Below are 20428 nucleotides of genomic sequence, written 5' to 3'. Positions count from 1 at the left end.
GGATCTGTAAATGTGGGTATATGAAAAAAAGCTGCAGTATCCGGTTAAAGTGAGTACGTGCAACCCGATGCTGGCTAAGTTTCTCATTGAACAATACGGCGGGGCGGACGGCGAATTGGCCGCAGCGCTCCGGTACTTAAACCAGCGCTACACGATTCCTGACAAGGTGATCGGCCTGCTGACGGATATCGGCACGGAGGAGTTTGCGCATTTAGAAATGATTGCGACGATGATTTATAAGCTGACAAAAGATGCGACACCGGAGCAGCTGCGTGATGCAGGGCTCAGTGATCATTACGTCAACCATGACAGCGCGCTGTTTTATCACAATGCGGCCGGCGTTCCGTTCACAGCGTCTTACATACAGGCGAAGGGAGATCCGATTGCTGATTTATATGAGGATATTGCGGCTGAAGAAAAGGCGAGAGCGACGTATCAATGGATTATTGATATTTCCGATGATCCTGACCTGAATGATTCACTCCGTTTTCTGCGTGAGCGTGAAATCGTTCACTCTATGCGTTTCAGGGAAGCGGTTGAGATTTTAAAAGAAGAACGTGATAAGAAGAAAATTTTTTAAACGGCCCTCAAACATGACGGCTGTTTTTTTCCTTTCTGCGTTTGGTCTATAATAAAGGTGTCGAATATTCTGATTACAGGAGGATTTTATGACACCATTTACGATTACGGAGGAGAAGGCGGGGGCATTCCGGGTCACCTCCGCCCAAAAGGATGATGAAGAAGAGGTCATGGATCTGCTCGTGCAGGCGGCAGAATGGCTTCGCGATAAAGGGTCGAACCAGTGGAGCGGCCTTCTGCAAGGGGAAGATACCCACAATATGCGGGAGGCGATCGCCAAAGGGTATGTTTTTTTATTCAGGCAGAATGAAGAGCTGGCCGGCGTCGTCATGCTGCTTCCCGAAGCAAGCGGGTGGGACAGACGTCTATGGGGCGATGAAGGACATGAGGAGTCCGTATATCTCCACCGGCTGGCGATTAACAGGCGGTTTGCAGGGGCGGGGCTCGGCCGGACAATCATGACTTGGGCGGAGACGGGTGTGTCTTGTCCGGGAAAAACGAAAATCCGGCTCGACTGCGTGTTCGGAAACAAGGCGCTTCAGTCGTTTTACAGCAGAATGGGGTACGAATCAAAAGGAATCGCGCCGGGTTATCATTTGTTTGAAAAAAAGGTGAGCAAATAAAAAGCTCCTCATGACGGAGGTGCAAAAGACATGGGGTTTTTTTATCTGATCTGTCTGGCCGCATTTTGTCTTAACTTTGCCGTATCGGCTGTGCTCCGTAAGAAATGGCCGAAAAAGATGTGGCCTGAGTGGCTTTTGGCGGTGCTGGGCCTGACTGCTTTCGGTACGGTTGTTTACAGCATTTTCGGTGTCGGCGGCTGGGAAGGCATGGGCTTGGGGCTTGCCGCGATGTTTGCGGGTTCCGGAGCGGCCGCCGGTTATGCCGCTGAGGTATGCTTACGGGTCGTCAGATCGAATCAAAAACAGTAAGCAGAAGTGAAAAAACGCAGCCTCGGCTGCGTTTTTTTGTGTATTGCCGGCCGCTGTATAGAAAACAGGCGAATGTCCATAATGGTAATGACTTTTAAGAAGAAGGTGCGAATATGGGACATTTACTTACAGTGGCTTGGGAGTTAGTATGCGGCTTGGGTATTTTATTTGTGATTTTAAAATTGCTTGGAAAAACTCAATTCTCACAAATTACGCCGTTTGATTTTATTTCCGCGCTCATCCTCGGCGAACTGGTCGGAAATGCGGTGTATGATAAAGGCGTCAGGATTATTGAAATCATTTTTGCTTCTCTGTTATGGGGGGTTTTAATTTATCTCATCGAACTGATTACGCAGAAAGTAAAAAGCTCCAGAAAGCTGTTGGAGGGCGAGCCGAGTATTATCATACATAAAGGAAAACTGAAATATGATGTGCTGAAAAAGAATAAGCTGGACATTAATCAATTGCAAAGCCTTCTCAGACAGGCGAATTGCTTTTCTATACAGGAAGCGGAGTACGCAATTTTAGAAACAAACGGGATGGTCAGCGTCCTGCCGAAATTTCAATATGACACGACGAAAAACGGCGACATGCAAATAAAGCCGAAGCAGGTCTCTTTGCCGGTCACGCTGATTATTGACGGCGAAGTGCTGTATGAAAATCTGAAAGAAGCCGGGCTGGAAGAAAAGCAGCTGAATCAGGAGCTGAAAAAGCTGAACATCAAAAAAACGGAGGACGTGCTGTATGCGGAATGGAAGCCCGATAAACCGCTGTTTGTCCTGCCGTTTGAGGAGAAAAAATAAAAAGAGCATTGCCCTGGGGCAAATGCTCTTTATTATTTTTCGTGTACGCCTGTTTTAACGGCTCTGACATGATACATACCGACATCCGTTCCAAGCATATAATCAGGTTTCGGCTTGCCTTGGTTTGCTTTGTGGGCCGCGATGTGGTCTTCGCTTTTTTCCCATTGTTTCCAATGGTCTTCTGACTCCCAGCGGATTAACACGACGACTTCTTCATCACCGCGGCGGACTTTTTTTTCCAGGACCGTTACATCTATCAAACCTTCCTGCTTTTCAATCACGCCTTCTGAACTGAAGCGTTCGATTACTTTGTCGGCATGTCCTTCTTTTACGGTCATTTTTCTGATTTGCACAAACATCTGGCAGCTCTCCAATCCTTTTTACGTTTTATCCAACATTTTAAATGAAAATGATTCTCAAAGTCAATTAAGATGCCTGACGGATTACGATTTCAGGAGAAAGACATGACCATCCTCATCTTTAAATTGCACGAAGCTGCCCCATTCCATTTGTTTCGGTTCATCTAAAAAGGTGATGCCGTTCCTTTTCATCTGTTCATATGCGGCAAAGACATCTTCACACTCAAATACGATAGAAGCCTTCATATGCTCGGCGCCTTTCATCATCGATTTCGGATAAATAACCAAATGAGTGGCGGCCCCTTTGGGCGCTACCTCAAGCCAGAAGGCGCCCGGTCCCATCGGATGCTCGGCGACGGTTTCAAACCCCGCTTTTTCCGTCCAGAATGTTTTCGCTTTTTGCTGATCATCAGTGTATACGGCGACTGTCGCGATTTTTTTGATCATCATACTGACCTCCTGTTTCATTTCTTTTATAGTGTATCCTCCTGCCGAAAAAAGCAATCAAAAGCTTTAATGTGCAGGTTTTTTTAATTTCTCTAGTGCGATCGGCGATTCCGATTTATAATTTAGACAAAAGTACATATTCTTGAAAGAGGAGACGGCAGTGAACAAAGACCAATTACTTCATGATTATATTATTACACATTCGGCAGAGCTGACGGAAAAATGGCTCAAGCTGAGACGGAAGCTGAGAGGGCGTTTTTATTCTGTGGATCAATTAAGTGAGGAAATGAAACGGCTGCTGATCGAGCAGCATACCTTTACAAACACGGTCATCGCAAGCGCTTTTTTGGAAGATCCGGCCGTTTTTCAGCATAACAAAGAAAAATGGGCCGCTCAGGTAGCGAAAAGCAGAGTGGAGCAAGACGCGGAGGTTCATGAGGTCGTTGAGGCGATCGGCAATTCAAGAACCGTCTTTTGGGAGGCGGTCACCCGTTTTATGGATGAGCATCAGGACATTGTAACAAATGAGGATGCCCGCCGCTGGAATTACCTTGTCAACGGCTCGTTTGATCAGCTGATGACGGATTTTACTGAACAGTTTCAGAAATTAATGATCGCGAGGCTGTCATCTCAGCAGGAGCTTATTTCTGAATTGAGCTGTCCGGTTATTTTGATCGCGGATACGATCGGCACTCTGCCGCTCATCGGCGCGATTGATACGAGACGGGCGCGTGTGATTTTGGAGTCGGTGCCGGAAAACTGTGTCGCCAAACGGATCACAAACCTTGTAATTGATCTGTCCGGTGTGCCCATTGTCGATACGATGGTGGCGCAGCAATTATATATGCTGTCGAAAACGTTATTTCTCCTCGGCATCAGAACCGTGTTTTCCGGCATTCGGCCTGATGTGGCACAGACTTCTATCCAATTGGGACTTGATTTTTCAGAGTATCAAACTTACGGCTCTCTGGAGCAGGCGCTCGCCAGCATGGGTGTCACATGTGTTATCGAGGAAGCAAAAGCATAGAAAAAAGGTGCTCCGTCCAGAGGCGGGGCGCTTTTTTTGTCAGCGGAAAACAATTTAAACATGTCGGAACGTGAAAATTGCGTTCTTAAAAACAGCAATATGACGCCTTGGGGGCGGGCGTCGGCGACACGGTTTATGTCAAAGCGAAGGAAGTGAAAGTTTTCGCAAAGAAAACATATCCGAAAATTGTGTAAATGCTGTTGATTTCTGAATGAAAACATAATAGTATAATTATATATTTCTTATCAGAATAGTATGAATTAAAACACTCATTGTCAAAAGACGAACGTCCAGACATAAAGGGGGAGCATGATGACGTCCAAAGGAAACGTAGATCCGCATGTGATCGAAAAGATTATCAGTGCGCTGGAAACGCTCGATTTCGGGACTGTTCAGATTACGGTTCATAATTCCCAAGTGACACAAATTGATAAGGTGGAGAAATATCGATTTTCCCTGAAGAGCAAAGAAGTAAAACAATCTTAAAAAACAGCCAATGACAGGAGGCGGTACATATGAAGCATTCAACTGTTCCTTTACGGGAGAGCCGGTATCTGCACCTGCCCGAAGTGCGCTTTCTGCATTGGTGCACGAAGCAATACGGCATAAATAAAGGCGTGCTCAATACAATTGACGGCTGGTTTTATGATGCGGGCGTCATTCCGATTCCCGTCAGGCGTCTTTATGTGCTGGCATTCCTTGATTTCGTGAAAACGCCGGGGCAGAAGGGGAATATCCGATTCGGGCACGGCGGATTGACGAAAAAACTGCATGATTTCATGGATATGCAGGAGTGCGCAGCGAAACGTCAGGCCTGACATCCTTAAAATCTTCTTAAAATCATGCAAATTTCTCCCATTTTATTTATAATAGACCTATCACGATCATTTTTTGGGAGGACTTTTGACATGCAAACTGCTGCTTATGAGAGCAAACAATCTATTATGCAGCGCATTATAACGGTATTTGTGTTTACACTGTTAGTTGCGACAATCGGCCTGTATACGGGCCAGTTCATTCCGCCGGCATTGATGCTGCCGCTGTCGATCTTAGAGGTCGTCATGATCATCGCCGCATTTTGGCTGCGCCGAAAAAAAGCCGTCGGATATGTGTTTGTCTTTTCATTCGCTTTTATTTCCGGAATGACGCTGTTTCCGATCATCAGCCATTATGCGTCCGCAGCCGGAGCCTATGTCGTATTGGAGGCATTCGGTTCTTCGTTTGTGATTTTTGCGGTGCTCGGTACGATCGGCGCTAAGACGAAAAAGGACTTGTCGTTTTTATGGTCCTTCTTGCTTGTCGCTCTTATCGCGCTTCTCGCAGTGGGGATCTTTAATATTTTCAGCCCGCTGAATTCCGCCGCCATGATGGCGTATTCCGTCATCGGAACGATTGTGTTTTCAATGTACATCTTATACGATCTGAACCAGATCAAGCACCGGGACATCACGGCTGACCTGATTCCTTTGATGGCATTGACGCTTTATATCGACTTTATCAACTTGTTTATCAACCTGCTTCGGTTTTTCGGGATTTTAAACAGTGATGATTAACCGCGCGAAAAAGGCGCCCTGCTAAGAGGGGCGCCTTTTTATGTTCTGTCTCCGGAAAACAGCAGAAGCTTATCAAATAAAACTTCAAGCATTTTTGTCAATTCCGCTTTTTCTCCAGCGGTGAAGCTTTCCATGACTCCTGAAATGTTGGAGAAGTGGCCGGGAAGAAACAGCATCAGCTTTTCTTTTCCTTCCCTTGTAAGTTCGATGCTGATTTTTCGTCTGTCACCGGTATGCCGGCTGCGGTTTACAAAGCCGTCCCGTGCGAGTCCGTCGATCAATCCGGTGATGGTCGCTTTGGTGACATTGGATTTTTTCGCCAGCTCCGTCGGACTCAGGCTGTGGCCGGGTTCGTCAAACAGAAACATTAAAATTTTGAATTTCCCTTCGGACAATCCGTGACTTGAGAAATAATGCTCCATGACCTGATTCATTTTTTTAGACATATCAAATAACGTCAAAAATGTTTTCAATGATTCAGCATCCATATCGGCGTAAATCTCAGCGCGTCCGGCAATCTGCGAGTAATCCGGCAAATGTCTCAATTCCATTTTGTAAGCCTCCGTACCATTTTAGTGATTCAAAGTATAAGCTTGCCGGATTCAAAAGGCAACCTATAAAGATTGACAGTTTTTCAGCCAATATAGTAAGGTGGCTAATAGTTAACAAATGATAAATAAATTGAGAAGGCGGTATCGTGATGAACCATGAAGTGAAAAAGATCATCATAGCGGGCGGAGGGATCGGCGGCCTGTCCGCAGCGATTTCTCTCGGCAGAGCGGGTTTTGAAGTGACCCTTTGCGAGGCGGCGTCCGACATGCGAAAAAGCGGAGCGGGCATTCTCCAGCCTCAAAATGCGCTGCGGGTGCTGCAGGAAATCGGTGTGTATGATGAATGCTGTCAACACGGCTTTCAAACGGAATGGCTGAAGCAGCATGATGAAAAAGGAACGCTGCAGTTTAAAGTGAGTGAGGCGTTTTTAGATGATTCATTGCCGGGGCGGAATAATATATTGCGTCAAACGTTAAACGATATCCTCAGGAAGCATGCTGAGGCGGCGGGGGTCACGATTCTGCCCGGTAAAAAAGTCGTGTCTTACGAAGAAACGGCAGATGAAATAACGGTGCATTGTGGAGACGGAACCGCGATGACGGCTGACATCCTCGCCGGCTTTGACGGCATCCGCTCCGCTGTCCGCGATCACATGCTGCAAAGGGAAGTGAAAACAGAGTATCTCGGCATGGGAGCGCACAGATTTTACATTTCTTTTCCCGAGCCGGTTTTTCATGATTCGGCACTGATGTATAAAAAGGGGCAGACGCAGGTCGGGGTCGTGCCGCTCTCTGAAAAAACAGGATACGTATTTATCATCCGGCCGTATGACGCTGACTTCAGGGATGACGAGGACACACGTTTTGAACGGGTGAGAGACTTGCTGCGCGGAATTCCGGGAGTGAAGTTTGTGACAGAGAATATGTCAAAGGAATATCCCGTTTTGTTTCATAAGATTGAGCAGATGGCGGTCAAAGAACCGTGGCACAGAGGCCGCGTCGTTCTGGGCGGGGATGCCGTCCATGCAGGAGCGCCGACATTGGCGCAGGGAGCGGCGATGGCGATTGAAGACGCGATTGTGCTTAGTGAAGAACTGCAAAAACACGAAAACCATGAAACTGCATGTCAAGCATACTTCGAAAGACGGGCGGAGCGGGCATTACAGGTGCAGAATCTCTCATCTGAAATCGTCCGCCGCGAGATAAAGGGAACGCCCGGCGTCCAAGACATCATCGGTGAATGCTATCGATTGCTCAAAGAGCCTTATTAAATACAGAAAGTCCAGAACATGGCGTCTGGACTTTTGTCAGTCTTGTTCAGATTTATTCCGTATCCGCTCAATCACCTCATGCAGCCCCTCAGGCTTGTGAAACTCCACCGGCGAACTGCCTTTTTCAAACGAGATCGTCTCCGCCTCAATGAGCGCGACATAGCGCCCGTTCACTTTTGCGAGATGGATGGATTCGCCGAAATCAGCCAGTAATCCTTTAATCTCTGTTTCTCCGACTTTCATTTTCAGCTCGGCTTCCGGCGTGTGTTCAATGATCTGCGCGGATGCCTCGATGACTTGATGGGTGTCGAGGCGCTCCTGAATTTCCCGCTTTTCACTCGCTTCCCAAATTTCAATGTCGTGCTCAAACTGCTGAAGCTCTTCGCTGTTTTCTTCAAAAGTTTCATACACGTGCTCCTGCACCATGTTCATGACTTGGTTTTTCATGATTTCCGGCATCGATTCGCCATATTCGACAAATTTGAGAAAATCTTCGAAATAACGGGCGTGCGAGGCCTGGTGGATTTTCAGCTCATGCTCTTCCGTCATGCCTTCTTCCGGCATATACGGATATTGAATGCTTTTCATGTTTTTTGTCGTGATGGCCATTTCGACCTTTTTAATGAGAGACGAGGCGTCTGAGATGCGGGCGACCTTCGGCTCGAAATCGCATTTCATCATAAAGACGAATTTGTCCTCAAAATATTTGCGCGGAACGGCCGAAGCCACGATAAAAACACCGCCGCGCACGGCGCTCGTGTCAAGATAAGTACGGACGAACTGTTCGCTTGCCTCGATAAATGCTTCCTTCGTATCCGCAAGTCTGGCGCGGTTGAAAAGGTTGTAATTCGGATTTGAATCAAGCTCATGGCCCGGCTCCGTGATAAAATGGCCGATTTTTGTGGGGACCTGCTCGGATTGCGGATGCCGTTCAGCTTTCCGTTTGACGATTTTCTTCAATTCCCCGTCAAGAAAATCCTTCAGCTCGCTTTCTTCAAATTCGTCTGTGTCAAGGGTCTGGAAATGTTTGAACTGTTTGTTTGCCTGTTCGTCTTTTCCTTCCACTTGAATGACATAAAACGATAAAAACTTGATTTCAAAATCCATATGTGAACTCACCTTATTTCTGTATTTAACAAGCCTCTCCAGTATAGAAAAAACCGTTATTGATCGTCAATCCGGGGATTGATCCGTAACGGCGGATAATTGGCCGGTGAAAAGGGCACTGTAGTTGGAAGGAACGCATCAATGTGTAAGAAAGGGTGTTATTCATGAAGGAAACAGGTCCGATTCCGCAGCCGAAGACATTCGGTCCTCTCGGCAATCTTCCTTTGCTTGATAAAGACAAGCCTACAATGTCGCTGATCAAACTGGCAAACGAGCAGGGGCCTATTTTTCAGCTGCATACCCCGGCGGGCGCCATTATCGTCGTGTCCGGACATGAACTGGTGAAAGAGGTATGTGATGAAGAGCGGTTCGATAAAAGCATTGAAGGTGCTTTGGAGAAAGTCCGGGCGTTTGCCGGTGACGGGCTGTTTACAAGCTGGACGCATGAGCCTAACTGGCGAAAGGCGCATAATATTCTGATGCCGACCTTCAGCCAGCGCGCGATGAAAGATTATCATTCGATGATGACTGATATCGCGGTGCAGCTGATTCAAAAATGGGCTAGGCTGAACCCGGATGAGGCCGTTGATGTGCCTGCTGATATGACCCGCCTGACGCTCGATACGATCGGGCTTTGCGGCTTTAACTATCGGTTTAACAGCTATTACAGGGAAACGCCTCATCCGTTTATCAACAGCATGGTGCGCGCCCTTGATGAAGCGATGCACCAAATGCAGCGCCTTGATGTTCAGGATAAGCTCATGATCAGGACGAAGCGCCAATTTCATCATGACATTCAGGCGATGTTTTCGTTAGTAGACAGTATTATCGCAGAGCGCCGGTCAGGCGGACGGGATGAAAAGGATCTGCTGGCCAGAATGCTGAATGTGGAAGACCCGGAAACGGGCGAAAAACTTGATGATGAAAATATCCGGTTTCAAATCATCACGTTTTTAATTGCCGGCCACGAAACGACCAGCGGCCTGCTTTCCTTTGCCATCTATTTTCTGCTGAAACATCCCCGTGTTTTGGAAAAAGCCTATGAAGAAGCCGATCGGGTTTTGACCGATCCCGTTCCTTCTTATAAACAAGTACTGGAGCTTAGTTATATTCGAATGATTTTGCAGGAGTCATTGCGCTTATGGCCGACCGCGCCTGCGTTCAGCCTTTATGCGAAAGAGGATACGGTGATCGGCGGGAAATATCCGATCACGCCGAAAGACAGAATCTCCGTCTTAATTCCCCAGCTTCACCGTGATAAAGACGCGTGGGGAGACAATGCGGAGGAATTTTATCCGGAGCGGTTTGAACATCCTGATCAAGTGCCTCACCATGCGTATAAGCCTTTCGGAAACGGCCAGAGGGCGTGTATCGGTATGCAGTTCGCCCTGCATGAAGCAACTCTTGTTCTGGGGATGATTCTGCAGCATTTTACCTTTATCGATCACACCGATTATGAGCTCGATATTAAACAGACACTGACGATTAAGCCCGGCGACTTTCATATCCGGGTGCGGCCGAGAAACAAAGGAGCCGTTGCGGCAGCTCTCCCGGCAGCTGAAAAAGCGGCGGAAGACGTCGAAAAAGAAAAACGGGAAACAAAAGGCGCATCCATTATCGGGCTTGATAACCGACCGCTTCTGATTTTGTACGGTTCAGATACGGGAACCGCAGAAGGCGTGGCGCGGGAACTTGCCGATACTGCCGGGATGCACGGCGTCCGGACTGAAACGGCGCCTTTAAATGACCGGATCGGAAAACTGCCGAAAGAAGGAGCTCTCTTGATCATTACGTCCTCTTATAACGGAAAGCCTCCGAGCAACGCGGGACAATTCGTTCAATGGCTTGAAGAAGTCAAACCCGGGGAGCTGGAAGGTGTCCGATATGCCGTCTTCGGCTGCGGTGATCATAACTGGGCGGCGACATATCAGGCTGTGCCGAGACTGATTGATGAGAAGCTTGCCGAAAAAGGGGCGGAACGCTTTTCTGCCCGAGGCGAAGGGGACGTCAGCGGGGATTTTGAAGGAAAGCTTGATGAATGGAAAAAAAGCATGTGGACGGACGCCATGAAGGCATTCGGTCTCAAGCTGAATGAAAATGCCGAAAAAGAGCGAAGTGCGCTGGGCCTTCAATTTGTCAGCGGGCTTGGCGGGTCTCCGTTGGCACAGACGTATGAAGCGGTTTACGCATCCGTTGCGGAAAACAGGGAACTTCAGGCGCCGGAAAGCGGCCGGAGCACAAGGCATATCGAAATCACTCTGCCGAAAGAGGCTGCCTATCATGAAGGGGATCATCTCGGCGTGCTGCCGGTAAACAGCAAAGAGCAGGTCAGCCGTGTTCTCCGCCGGTTCAATCTGAACGGGAATGATCAAGTGCTGCTGACGGCCAGCGGACAGAGCGCGGCTCATCTCCCGCTCGATCGGCCGGTCAGGCTGCATGATCTTCTGAGCAGCTGTGTCGAATTGCAGGAAGCGGCATCAAGGGCTCAAATCCGGGAAATGGCCGCTTATACGGTCTGTCCGCCGCACAAACGGGAATTGGAAGATTTTCTTGAGGAGGGCGTCTATCAGGAGCAAATCTTAACATCGCGCGTCTCGATGCTCGATCTCCTTGAAAAATATGAAGCGTGTGAACTTCCGTTTGAGCGATTTCTGGAGCTTTTGCGCCCGCTGAAGCCGCGGTATTATTCGATTTCAAGTTCGCCTCGGAAACATCCCGGGCAGGCCTCAATTACCGTCGGCGTCGTTCGCGGCCCCGCCCGGAGCGGTTTGGGTGAGTATCGCGGAGTCGCTTCGAATTATTTAGCGGACCGCTGCCCTGAGGATGGTATCGTGATGTTTGTCCGCACTCCGGAAACACGATTCCGGCTGCCGGAAGATCCGGAAAAACCGATTATTATGGTCGGTCCCGGCACAGGAGTCGCCCCGTTCCGCGGATTTCTGCAGGCTCGGGCAGCGTTAAAAAAAGAAGGAAAAGAGCTGGGGGAGGCTCATCTGTATTTCGGATGCAGAAACGATCATGATTTTATTTACCGTGACGAGCTTGAAGCTTATGAAAAAGACGGAATCGTGACGCTTCATACGGCTTTCTCCCGCAAAGAAGGCGTACCGAAAACATATGTGCAGCACTTAATGGCGAAAGACGCCGGCGCTTTAATTTCCATCCTCGGCCGGGGAGGGCACCTCTACGTATGCGGCGACGGCAGCAAAATGGCGCCCGATGTAGAGGCAACGCTGCAAAAAGCGTATCAGTCGGTCCGCGAAACAGACGAACGGCAAGCGCAAGAATGGCTTTTGGACCTCCAGACAAAAGGCATTTACGCAAAAGATGTTTGGGCGGGGATTTGAGCGATGTGATGAAAAGGACTGGATGACTCCGGTCCTTTTTCCTTCAGTAAAATGAATTGCTTTCCAATCGATATACATTCGGTTTGTCAGCAATCTGAAGGCTTTGTTGTGAGATCTTATAACAAGATAAGGATGTCTCACAGTGGTGGAAGGATATCAGCGCCAAGAGTCCCATCTGCTGTTTCCAGGACAAAATAGTTACGCCTATTTTGGATAAAACCTCTTTACAAATATATGGAATTAGAATATACTCTGTTTCACAAAGTACTTTGCGAAAAGAGGAGCCTGTCTTATGTCAAATCAGAATTTTCGTGAATCAGAGATAGCCGAAAACTTATCTCATATAAAGGTCTTGACGAATTACAAGACTGAGTACTCAAGGCAAACCAGTCCATATTTCATTATTTGGGGCTGTATATGGATTATTGCGTATTCCGTTTCTTTATTTAAGGTACCTTCTGTAGTCCTCGCTTGTGTTTGGTTTATACTGGCAGTATTAGGGTGGATACTGACTTTGAAGACATATCTTAAGCAGAAACAATTTGATCCTATGCCCACTTTCTTAAAGAATCAATTAAAATATGCATGGATTGGATTCATATTAGTGGTATGCATTTTTGTTTTCCTGATTTTAATGGGATTATTACCGCGAACAGGAGAATTTTTATCGTTTTTGATTGTTTTAATGGTGTCTATTATGTACATATTCTTAGGCATCGTGTTAACAAAAGAGATTTTTGTTATGGGATTTTGGCTGAGCATACTCGGTATGCTTACATTCTGCCTATTTCCTGATGCAATGAATATTGTTTTTGCATTTATTGGCGGAGGCAGCCTATTACTTACAGGAATGATTTTGAAAAGAAAAGGGCAAGGAAATGAGTAATGTTAACAATATCAATGATTTAATACATGCCAAAGTGCGGTTGGGAATTATGAGTTTATTGATGACTTATGATCAATGTGATTTTACTTTCCTGAAAAAGTCATTAGACATCACAGATGGGAATTTAGGTTCGCATCTGAAAAAGTTAGAAGATGCAGCTTATATAGAACTAACCAAGAAGTTCGTATCCAAAAAGCCGAAGACTATTGTTCAGATCACGAAAGAAGGAAAAGCAGCCTACAAGGAGTACATTAATACGATTGAATCCATATTTAAAATAAATAACAGTGGGGGAATGGTGTAAATGCTGCAAGTTGAACATATAAGTAAGCGCTATGGCACGACTCTGGCTTTGGACAATGTTGCTTTAACAATTCCGAAAGGAGTCTGCTATGGACTTGTTGGACCGAACGGATCCGGCAAATCTACCTTAATTAAGATCATCTCGCGCATCATCCGGGAATATGACGGCAAGGTTGAATTTGTCGGCAATGAAAATGGCAGGCTGGGTTATGTTCCGCAGGATATAAGCCTTGAAGAAAAATTAACCGCAAAAACCAATATGGAATTTTTCGGAAAGTTGCACGGGCTGAATGGCTTAAAACTAAAGCAAACAACAAAAAAACTGTTAGAAGATATCGGGTTGTTAGAAAGGGCAAACGACGTTGTGGAGAACTTTTCTGGAGGAATGAAGCGCCGTTTAAATATCGGGTGTGCATTAATGCACGATCCAGACTTAATTATTCTAGATGAGCCGACGGTAGGTGTGGACCCGCAATCACGCCGCTACATTTTTAAAATCGTAAACCGACTCAAAAAAGCCGGTAAAACCATTATTTATGTGAGTCATTACATGGAAGAGATTGAAACTCTTTGTGACTATGTAGCTTTTATCGACAGAGGGCAAATTATCGATGAAGGAGAAATAAATGAACTGCTTAAACGACATGAAGAATCATCTATTATGTTTAACTCCTCATTGTCTCCTGAATTAATAAAGAGCCATGGTTTTAAGTTTTCAGTCGTTAATTCAGGGCTGATAATAAAAACCAAAGAACCTTTAGAAACCATGGAGCGCTTAATTAGGGTCAGTAAGGAAAACAATATTGTGCCTCATCAGTTGTTTTTATATAAGCCAAAATTAGAAGATGTATTCTTTAAACTTACCGGCACTGATTTGCGTGATGAAGAATAAAGGGGGAATTTATCATGTTACCACTCGCTCAAATTGAAACGCTAAAACAGTTAAAGGATAAGTCTCTGTTTTTTTGGACGATTATATTACCCATTGTGTCCATCATATTGCTGATTGAGCTATTTACGACAGACAGTGCAAATAAAACTTTAGTAGCTTCTCAATCTGTAACCGGCATGAGCGTATTCTTTTCAACATTCATTATTATCTCCATCGTTATAAGTTTTGTAAAGGATCGGGAAAAAGGAATTGTATCAAGACTGGCAAGTACTCCTTTAAAGCCTTATAACTTCTTCTTAGGAAAAAGTATCCCTTTTTTAGTCATAACTTTTATGCAAATTCTTCTCCTGTCCGTTCTGGGAATATTTCTGTATGATATTGAAATTAATAATTTTCCGGCGTATTTGTGGGTTGTTGTGTTGATATCTTTACTGGTTACATCTTGGGGAGTTGCTATTTCAGTCTTTGCAAAGACTGAAAATACCGGTTTGGTCATGACTAATGTGATTGCATTAGGTACTGCTGTTGTTTGTGGTTTATGGACTCCTTATGATCAATTGCCAAGCTACCTTCAAACCATTGGAATGCTCTTCCCGCAGTACTGGGCGCATCAGGGGTTAATTCAATCGGTCTCGACGATATCGGGAGGAGAAAGTCTAATATGGGTAACACTTGTTGTACTGAGCTATACAATACTGGGATTTATAGTTTCCTTAATTGGATACCGGCATTACATTAAAATGGCAAGAAATTAGACCGCTGAAGAATGGGTCATTAAAACGCAGCTGGGACTAAAAGGAGAGCGGGAAATGATAAGTGAAAAACTAAAACTGTATGTCGAGGCTCAATTTAAAAAGTATGAAAAAAACACTCGTTATTGAACAGAAAAAAAACGGCGCTAATTCTTTTATTGGCGGGTTTGATGAAACCAGTTCACAATTTTTTTCGCTAATGAGAAACAGAAATTTGCAAGACGCGTTAAGGACCAGTGTTGGAGAACAGTTTAAGCAGTCACAAATGCCAGCTCTGCTGCATGGTTGGATTATAAAAAACAAAAGGTAAACGTGAAGAAAGCATTTTTGTATATCTTTAGGGTCTAAGCGATAATTTGACAGGTAAAGGACTGGATGACTCCGGTCCTTTTTTTACATCACCCAAAAAAAAACCTTCAAGTTTTTCAGTCCCTTTGCATACAATAACTTCAGCCCGCCTGTTGGGCGGCTGTCTTTGATATTCATTTTTCGTTTTTAGAAGTTTGTGTTATTCTTATATTTGGTATCTCCTATTTTCAGACCGGGTCTGATAAGGTACCTTTTAATGCCAGAAAAAAATGTGAAACGAAGAACGGATATCCTGCGTCTAATGGCTGGCGGGATAAGATGTTCAATAGGCATGACACGAATGATAAATATATCGTTTTTTAAAATGGTGTGTTTATGGGGCTGTGTGATGCTTTCGTTTTGCTTGGAAAGCAGGAATTGAAGCAAAAAGTAAGAATACAGATTTAAAGTGTTTAGGAAAGTAGAGGTTGCCATGAAGAAATTATTTTCTTACAGACTTAGTTTTTTTGTACTGGCTATTATTTTGTTTTGGGCCAAAACGTATTTAGCCTATCATGCTGAATTCAACCTTGGGGTGAAGGGTCCGACGCAGCAGTTTCTGCTTGTGATCAATCCGTTCTCAAGCGCCATTTTCTTTTTAGGACTGGCATTGTTTGCGAAAGGCCGCAAATCAGCGATTATCATGGTGATTATTGATTTCATCATGACGTTTATTTTGTATGCCAATATCCTATTCTATCGATTCTTCGATGATTTCTTGACATTCCCGAACTTAAAGCAATCCGGTAATGTCGGAAATATGGGAGACGGCATCTTCAGCATTATGTCCGGCCATGATATTTTATACTTTGTTGATATTATTATTTTAATCGCGCTTCTGGTGTGGAGACGTGAGCTGAAGGAATTCAAGCTGAAAAAACGGTATACGTCATTAATTATCGTGACGGGTATTGTGTTGTTCTTCGTGAACCTGGCGATTGCCGAAGAGGACCGCCCGGAGCTGCTGACAAGAACGTTTGACCGCAATTACATTGTAAAATACTTAGGCCTTTATAATTACACGATTTATGACGGCGTACAGACGGCGCAGACGGAATCACAGCGTGCATATGCCAGCAGTGATGACCTGACGAGCGTTGAAAACTACACATCGTCGCATTATGCGAAGCCGAACGCCGAGTATTTCGGCAAGGCCAAAGGCAAAAATATCATTAAGATTCACCTGGAGAGCTTCCAATCGTTTTTGATCAATTACAAACTTGACGGAAAAGAAGTTACGCCGTTCCTGAATAAACTCGCCCGCGGCGGAGAGAACATGACGTACTTTGATAACTTTTTCCACCAAACGGGCCAAGGTAAAACATCTGACGCCGAGCTGATGATGGATAACAGTCTGTTCGGACTGCCTGAAGGGTCAGCCTTCGTGACAAAAGGGGAAAACACGTATCAATCGCTTCCTGCCATCCTTGACCAAAGTGAGGGCTATACAAGCGCCGTTTTACACGGTGACTACAAATCATTCTGGAACCGTGACCAGATTTACAAACATATCGGCTACGATAAATTCTTTGACGCCAGCACATACGATATGTCTGATGACAACCTTGTCAATATGGGACTGAAGGATAAACCGTTCTTCAAAGAATCTATACCGAAGCTTCAGTCGCTGAAACAGCCGTTCTACGCGCATTTGCTCACGCTGACGAACCATTATCCGTTTACGCTTGATGAAAAAGACGCAACGATCGAAAAAGCGAAAACGGGCGACGCGACTGTGGATGACTATTTCCAGACGGCGCGTTATCTTGACGAAGCGCTTGAACAGTTCTTTAAAGATCTGAAGTCATCCGGTTTATATGACAACTCGGTGATTATGCTTTACGGAGACCATTACGGAATCTCTGAAAACCATAACCGCGCGATGAAAGAAATTCTCGGCAAAGAAATTACGCCTTATCAAAACGCGCAGAATCAGCGTGTGCCGCTTATGCTTCGCATCCCCGGCAAAAAAGGCGGGGTGAACCATACGTACGGCGGTGAAATGGACGTTGTGCCGACGATCCTTCACTTGGAAGGCATCGATTCTAAGAAATATATTAATTTCGGCACCGATCTCTTCTCGAAAGACCATGATGATACGGTGACGTTCCGCAACGGAGATTACGTCACGCCGAAATATACTTCCATCTCCAATGTCGTATACGATACGAAGACAGGGACAGAACTGAAAGGCAATCAGGAAACGAAAAACCTGAAAGCCAGAGTCACAGAGCAGCTGAAGCTGTCTGACAGCGTGATGTACAAAGACTTGCTCAGATTCCACAAATTGAGCGACTTTACGCCGGTTGATCCGTCTAAATATCATTACGGCAAAGAAAAGCTGAATCAGGATAATAAATAATAGAAAGAGCCTTACGGAATTTCCGTGAGGCTCTTTTTTTTGTGTATCTTCACCAATCTGAAAAAAGAGAGAGCTTTTGGTCACAAAGGGCGCCAATCTCTCATATCTTACAGTAGATTTTGAAACCGGTGGTAGAGAATCGGACAAATTATCGGGTTGGTTTCTCTTATACGGGCGGTTTCGAATCCAATATTCACAGAGAAGAGGGGTAGAGATGAAAGCAGTCATTCTCTGCGGCGGAAAAGGAACGAGAATGAGCGAAATCACCAATGAACGTCCCAAACCGCTCGCCATGATAGGCGGCAAACCGATTCTATGGCATATTATGAAACTCTATCAATACTATGGCGTGAACGAATTTATCCTGCTTCTTGGTTTCAAAGGAGAGATGATTAAGGAATATTTCTTAGATTATGACTGGAAGAATCACAGCATGACGCTGGACAGCTCTACCGGAGAAGTGCGGATATTGGGAACATCCGAGCCGTGGAAAATCACTTTTTTAGACACGGGGGAACACACGCAGACAGCGGGGCGGCTTTTACAGGCGAAGGACATCATCGGTGATGAAACCTTTCTTATGACGTACGGGGACGGACTGGCGAACATCAACCTGTTTCATCTGATCAGCTATCATCAATCAAAAGGGGCTGCGGCAACCGTCACCGGTATAGAAAAGACCTCGCAATTCGGAACGCTGACGGTTGAAGACGGTATGGCGAAAAGCTTTTCTGAAAAAACCTCAAGTGACGGCATCATCAACGGCGGATTTTTCGTGCTCAGCCCGAAGGTATTTGATTATCTGCCGAAAGACAGGGACGTCATGTTTGAAGAAGAACCGCTGAAGGAGCTGGCAAAGGACGGCGAATTGGCGGTATACCGGCATTACGGTTTCTGGACGGCGATCGATACGTATAAAAATCTGCTGGAAATTAACAAGATGTGGGACCGGGGACAACATGTATGGAAGGTATGGTGATCAAGTTTGAGTTTCTGGAAAAATAAAAATGTGTTTGTGACGGGATGTACAGGTCTTTTAGGAAGCTGCTTGGTGAAGGAACTGATCGATCAGGGGGCTAATGTGACGGGACTTGTCCGTGACACTGTGCCCAAGTCGAACCTGTATCAGGGAGAACAAGTGAAGCAAATGAACATCGTGCAGGGCGCGCTTGAAGATCTGGATGTGATTGAGCGGGCGCTGGGCGAGTATGAAATTGACACGGTCTTTCATTTAGCCGCTCAGGCGATCGTCGGCGTCGCAAACCGCAATCCGATTTCCACATTTGAAGCCAATATTCTCGGCACATGGAACATCCTTGAAGCGTGCCGCAGGCATCCGCTCATCAAGCGGGTGATCGTCGCGTCCAGTGATAAAGCGTACGGCGACCAGCCGACACTGCCGTACGATGAAAACATGCCTCTTCAGGGCAAACATCCGTATGACGTATCAAAAAGCTGTGCCGATTTATTAAGCCACACATATTTTAATACGTACGGACTTCCGGTCTGTATTACGCGCTGCGGCAACTTGTACGGCGGCGGAGATTTGAACTTCAACCGGATTATTCCGCAGACGATTCAGCTCGTGCTGAACGGTGAAGCGCCGGAAATCCGCAGCGACGGCACATTTATCCGTGATTATTTTTACATCGAGGATGCGGTCGAGGCATACCTTTTGCTGGCGGAAAAGATGGAGGAGCTCAATCTTGCGGGAGAAGCGTTCAACTTCAGCAATGAGATTCAGCTGACGGTGCTGGAACTTGTAGAAAAAATTCTTAAGGCGATGGACAGTGACCTCAAGCCGAAAGTGCTTAACCAGGGAAGCCACGAAATCAAGCACCAATATTTATCAGCGGAAAAGGCGAGGAAGCTTCTGAATTGGACGCCCGCGCATACCATTGATGAAGGATTAGAAAAAACGATCGAATGGTATAAAGCCTTTTTTCAAAAGTAACAGAAACAGAGGTGAGAGAAAGACGTGACAAGCGCATATTGCACAGTTTTATCAAAAGGAAGGCTGTATCAGGCTATCGCTTTGTTCGGCTCATTGAAAGCGGTTCAGGCGGACGCCCCCATTTTTACTTTGTGTATGGATCAAGACACCTATGACGTGCTTCAGGCAATGCGTCCGGATAATGTCACCTTGATTCAGGTGTCCGCACTGGAAAATGAGGAGCTCCTTGAACTGAAGCGGACGAGGGATCAGAGCGAATACTGCTGGACGGTGAAGCCGGTATTTCTCGAATTCGTGCTGGACGGACATCCGGAATTAGAGCGTGTCACGTACATTGATGCCGATTTGTTTTTCTTCGCTGATCCGCGCGCGATTTTTGACAATCAGCCGGATTGTTCGGTGCTTCTGTCACGGGGCGATATCGTCATTCCCTCATTTGAAAAACAGGAAATCGACATGCTGCAGCGTCTTTTAGGCCGGTATAATTCCGGTTTTCTCAGCTTCAAAACCGACAGTGCCGGCACAGATTGTCTCAGATGGTGGAAAGAACGCTGCCTTGAAGAATGCAAAAATGCGCCGGGCGAAGGAAAATTCGGAGATCAAGGCTACTTGGATTACATGTCCGGTCTGTTCCCGAACGTGTGTGACATCACCACGCCCGGCGTGAATATCGGCCATTGGAATTACGGCCGCCACACGTTTTCATGGAAGGACGGGCGTCTTGTGCTCGAAGACGGAAATCCGCTGATTTTCTATCATTTCAGCGGATACCGGATCGTCACAGCCGGCGACATTCGGCAGATTCATGAGACGGACCGGACCGACCTGCCGTTTGTCCATCAGCTTTATCAGGACATTCTGAAGCGGGTGATCGGGACGGTCGGCGCCGTCTGCCCCGAGTTCAGCGGCTTTGCATCTGAGGATGATAACAAATAAATGATCATATACAGGAAGT

Annotated in this window: 22 protein-coding genes; 18 read left to right on the top strand and 4 right to left on the bottom strand. The window is 46.0% G+C overall.

The window, feature by feature from the left end; genetic code table 11:
* The first annotated feature begins 10 nt into the window (after window positions 1-10).
* The 4 genes from cotJC (at window position 11) to C5I45_RS15965 (ending at window position 2314) form a co-directional block, all read left to right on the top strand.
* Window positions 11-580, top strand: coding sequence for a spore coat protein CotJC (cotJC, locus tag C5I45_RS15980; RefSeq protein ID WP_003155700.1), 570 nt, complete (start codon window positions 11-13; stop codon window positions 578-580).
* An 88-nt stretch (window positions 581-668) separates the two neighbouring features.
* Window positions 669-1202, top strand: a complete 534-nt coding sequence (locus C5I45_RS15975) for a GNAT family N-acetyltransferase (RefSeq protein ID WP_107994505.1) — start codon at window positions 669-671, stop codon at window positions 1200-1202.
* A 30-nt stretch (window positions 1203-1232) separates the two neighbouring features.
* Complete coding sequence (locus tag C5I45_RS15970) at window positions 1233-1511, top strand: YesK-like family protein (protein WP_003155698.1); 279 nt, start codon at window positions 1233-1235, stop codon at window positions 1509-1511.
* Window positions 1512-1624: 113 nt separating this feature from the next.
* A complete protein-coding gene (locus C5I45_RS15965; RefSeq protein ID WP_003155697.1) occupies window positions 1625-2314 on the top strand; it encodes a YetF domain-containing protein in 690 nt (229 codons plus the stop codon).
* Between the two features lie 32 nt (window positions 2315-2346).
* Here the strand turns inward: C5I45_RS15965 and hmoA are convergent, their stop codons facing one another.
* Window positions 2347-2673, bottom strand: coding sequence for a heme-degrading oxygenase HmoA (hmoA, locus tag C5I45_RS15960; RefSeq protein ID WP_003155696.1), 327 nt, complete (start codon window positions 2671-2673; stop codon window positions 2347-2349).
* An 84-nt stretch (window positions 2674-2757) separates the two neighbouring features.
* The gene (locus C5I45_RS15955) at window positions 2758-3120 is read right to left on the bottom strand and encodes a VOC family protein (protein WP_003155695.1); all 363 of its coding nucleotides are present in this window, start codon (window positions 3118-3120) and stop codon (window positions 2758-2760) included.
* 160 nt (window positions 3121-3280) lie between these two features.
* Between C5I45_RS15955 and C5I45_RS15950 the strand changes: the two genes are divergently transcribed.
* The 4 genes from C5I45_RS15950 (at window position 3281) to C5I45_RS15935 (ending at window position 5700) form a co-directional block, all read left to right on the top strand.
* Window positions 3281-4147 carry an STAS domain-containing protein gene (locus C5I45_RS15950; protein ID WP_107994504.1) on the top strand — a complete coding sequence of 289 codons (867 nt, stop codon included), beginning with the start codon at window positions 3281-3283 and terminating at the stop codon, window positions 4145-4147.
* Between the two features lie 312 nt (window positions 4148-4459).
* A complete protein-coding gene (locus tag C5I45_RS15945; RefSeq protein ID WP_003155693.1) occupies window positions 4460-4633 on the top strand; it encodes a YezD family protein in 174 nt (57 codons plus the stop codon).
* Between the two features lie 29 nt (window positions 4634-4662).
* On the top strand, window positions 4663-4965 hold the full coding sequence (locus C5I45_RS15940) for an FMN riboswitch-binding regulator RibR (RefSeq protein ID WP_014304570.1): 303 nt from the start codon (window positions 4663-4665) through the stop codon (window positions 4963-4965).
* Between the two features lie 90 nt (window positions 4966-5055).
* A complete protein-coding gene (locus C5I45_RS15935) occupies window positions 5056-5700 on the top strand; it encodes a Bax inhibitor-1/YccA family protein (protein ID WP_060674493.1) in 645 nt (214 codons plus the stop codon).
* Between the two features lie 38 nt (window positions 5701-5738).
* Here C5I45_RS15935 and C5I45_RS15930 read toward each other — a convergent pair whose 3' ends face one another.
* Complete coding sequence (locus C5I45_RS15930; protein WP_003155687.1) at window positions 5739-6251, bottom strand: MarR family winged helix-turn-helix transcriptional regulator; 513 nt, start codon at window positions 6249-6251, stop codon at window positions 5739-5741.
* A 149-nt stretch (window positions 6252-6400) separates the two neighbouring features.
* On the opposite strand from C5I45_RS15930, the gene C5I45_RS15925 reads away from it, so the two are divergent.
* Entirely contained in the window at window positions 6401-7522 is a 1122-nt protein-coding gene (locus C5I45_RS15925; RefSeq protein ID WP_107994503.1) for an FAD-dependent oxidoreductase, read from the top strand.
* 36 nt (window positions 7523-7558) lie between these two features.
* Here C5I45_RS15925 and C5I45_RS15920 read toward each other — a convergent pair whose 3' ends face one another.
* Window positions 7559-8629, bottom strand: a complete 1071-nt coding sequence (locus tag C5I45_RS15920) for a DUF3900 domain-containing protein (RefSeq protein ID WP_003155683.1) — start codon at window positions 8627-8629, stop codon at window positions 7559-7561.
* 164 nt (window positions 8630-8793) lie between these two features.
* Here C5I45_RS15920 and C5I45_RS15915 point away from each other — a divergent pair, with 164 nt between their 5' ends.
* From C5I45_RS15915 to C5I45_RS15875, 9 genes are all read left to right on the top strand, one after another.
* A complete protein-coding gene (locus C5I45_RS15915; protein ID WP_107994502.1) occupies window positions 8794-11976 on the top strand; it encodes a bifunctional cytochrome P450/NADPH--P450 reductase in 3183 nt (1060 codons plus the stop codon).
* A 292-nt stretch (window positions 11977-12268) separates the two neighbouring features.
* A complete protein-coding gene (locus tag C5I45_RS15910; RefSeq protein WP_044052987.1) occupies window positions 12269-12862 on the top strand; it encodes a hypothetical protein in 594 nt (197 codons plus the stop codon).
* Window positions 12855-13166, top strand: a complete 312-nt coding sequence (locus C5I45_RS15905) for a winged helix-turn-helix domain-containing protein (protein WP_007609957.1) — start codon at window positions 12855-12857, stop codon at window positions 13164-13166. Before C5I45_RS15910 ends, C5I45_RS15905 begins: the two co-directional genes overlap by 8 nt.
* A complete protein-coding gene (locus tag C5I45_RS15900; RefSeq protein WP_014304574.1) occupies window positions 13167-14057 on the top strand; it encodes an ABC transporter ATP-binding protein in 891 nt (296 codons plus the stop codon). It begins immediately after the preceding gene.
* A 14-nt stretch (window positions 14058-14071) separates the two neighbouring features.
* Entirely contained in the window at window positions 14072-14812 is a 741-nt protein-coding gene (locus tag C5I45_RS15895) for an ABC transporter permease (RefSeq protein ID WP_014304575.1), read from the top strand.
* A 778-nt stretch (window positions 14813-15590) separates the two neighbouring features.
* The gene (locus C5I45_RS15890; RefSeq protein ID WP_107994501.1) at window positions 15591-17519 is read left to right on the top strand and encodes a lipoteichoic acid synthase; all 1929 of its coding nucleotides are present in this window, start codon (window positions 15591-15593) and stop codon (window positions 17517-17519) included.
* 214 nt (window positions 17520-17733) lie between these two features.
* A complete protein-coding gene (locus tag C5I45_RS15885) occupies window positions 17734-18498 on the top strand; it encodes a glucose-1-phosphate cytidylyltransferase (RefSeq protein ID WP_003155676.1) in 765 nt (254 codons plus the stop codon).
* A gap of 6 nt (window positions 18499-18504) precedes the next feature.
* Window positions 18505-19473, top strand: coding sequence for a GDP-mannose 4,6-dehydratase (locus C5I45_RS15880; RefSeq protein WP_012117042.1), 969 nt, complete (start codon window positions 18505-18507; stop codon window positions 19471-19473).
* 24 nt (window positions 19474-19497) lie between these two features.
* The gene (locus tag C5I45_RS15875) at window positions 19498-20409 is read left to right on the top strand and encodes a putative nucleotide-diphospho-sugar transferase (RefSeq protein WP_107994500.1); all 912 of its coding nucleotides are present in this window, start codon (window positions 19498-19500) and stop codon (window positions 20407-20409) included.
* The last annotated feature ends 19 nt before the right edge of the window (window positions 20410-20428 follow it).

Origin of the sequence: Bacillus sp. ZY-1-1, from assembly GCF_003047165.1 — a bacterium.
Classification (GTDB): Bacteria; Bacillota; Bacilli; order Bacillales; family Bacillaceae; genus Bacillus; species Bacillus velezensis.
The sequence above is the reverse complement of the archived record's forward strand: the minus strand, read 5'-3'. Positions and strand labels throughout refer to the sequence as shown.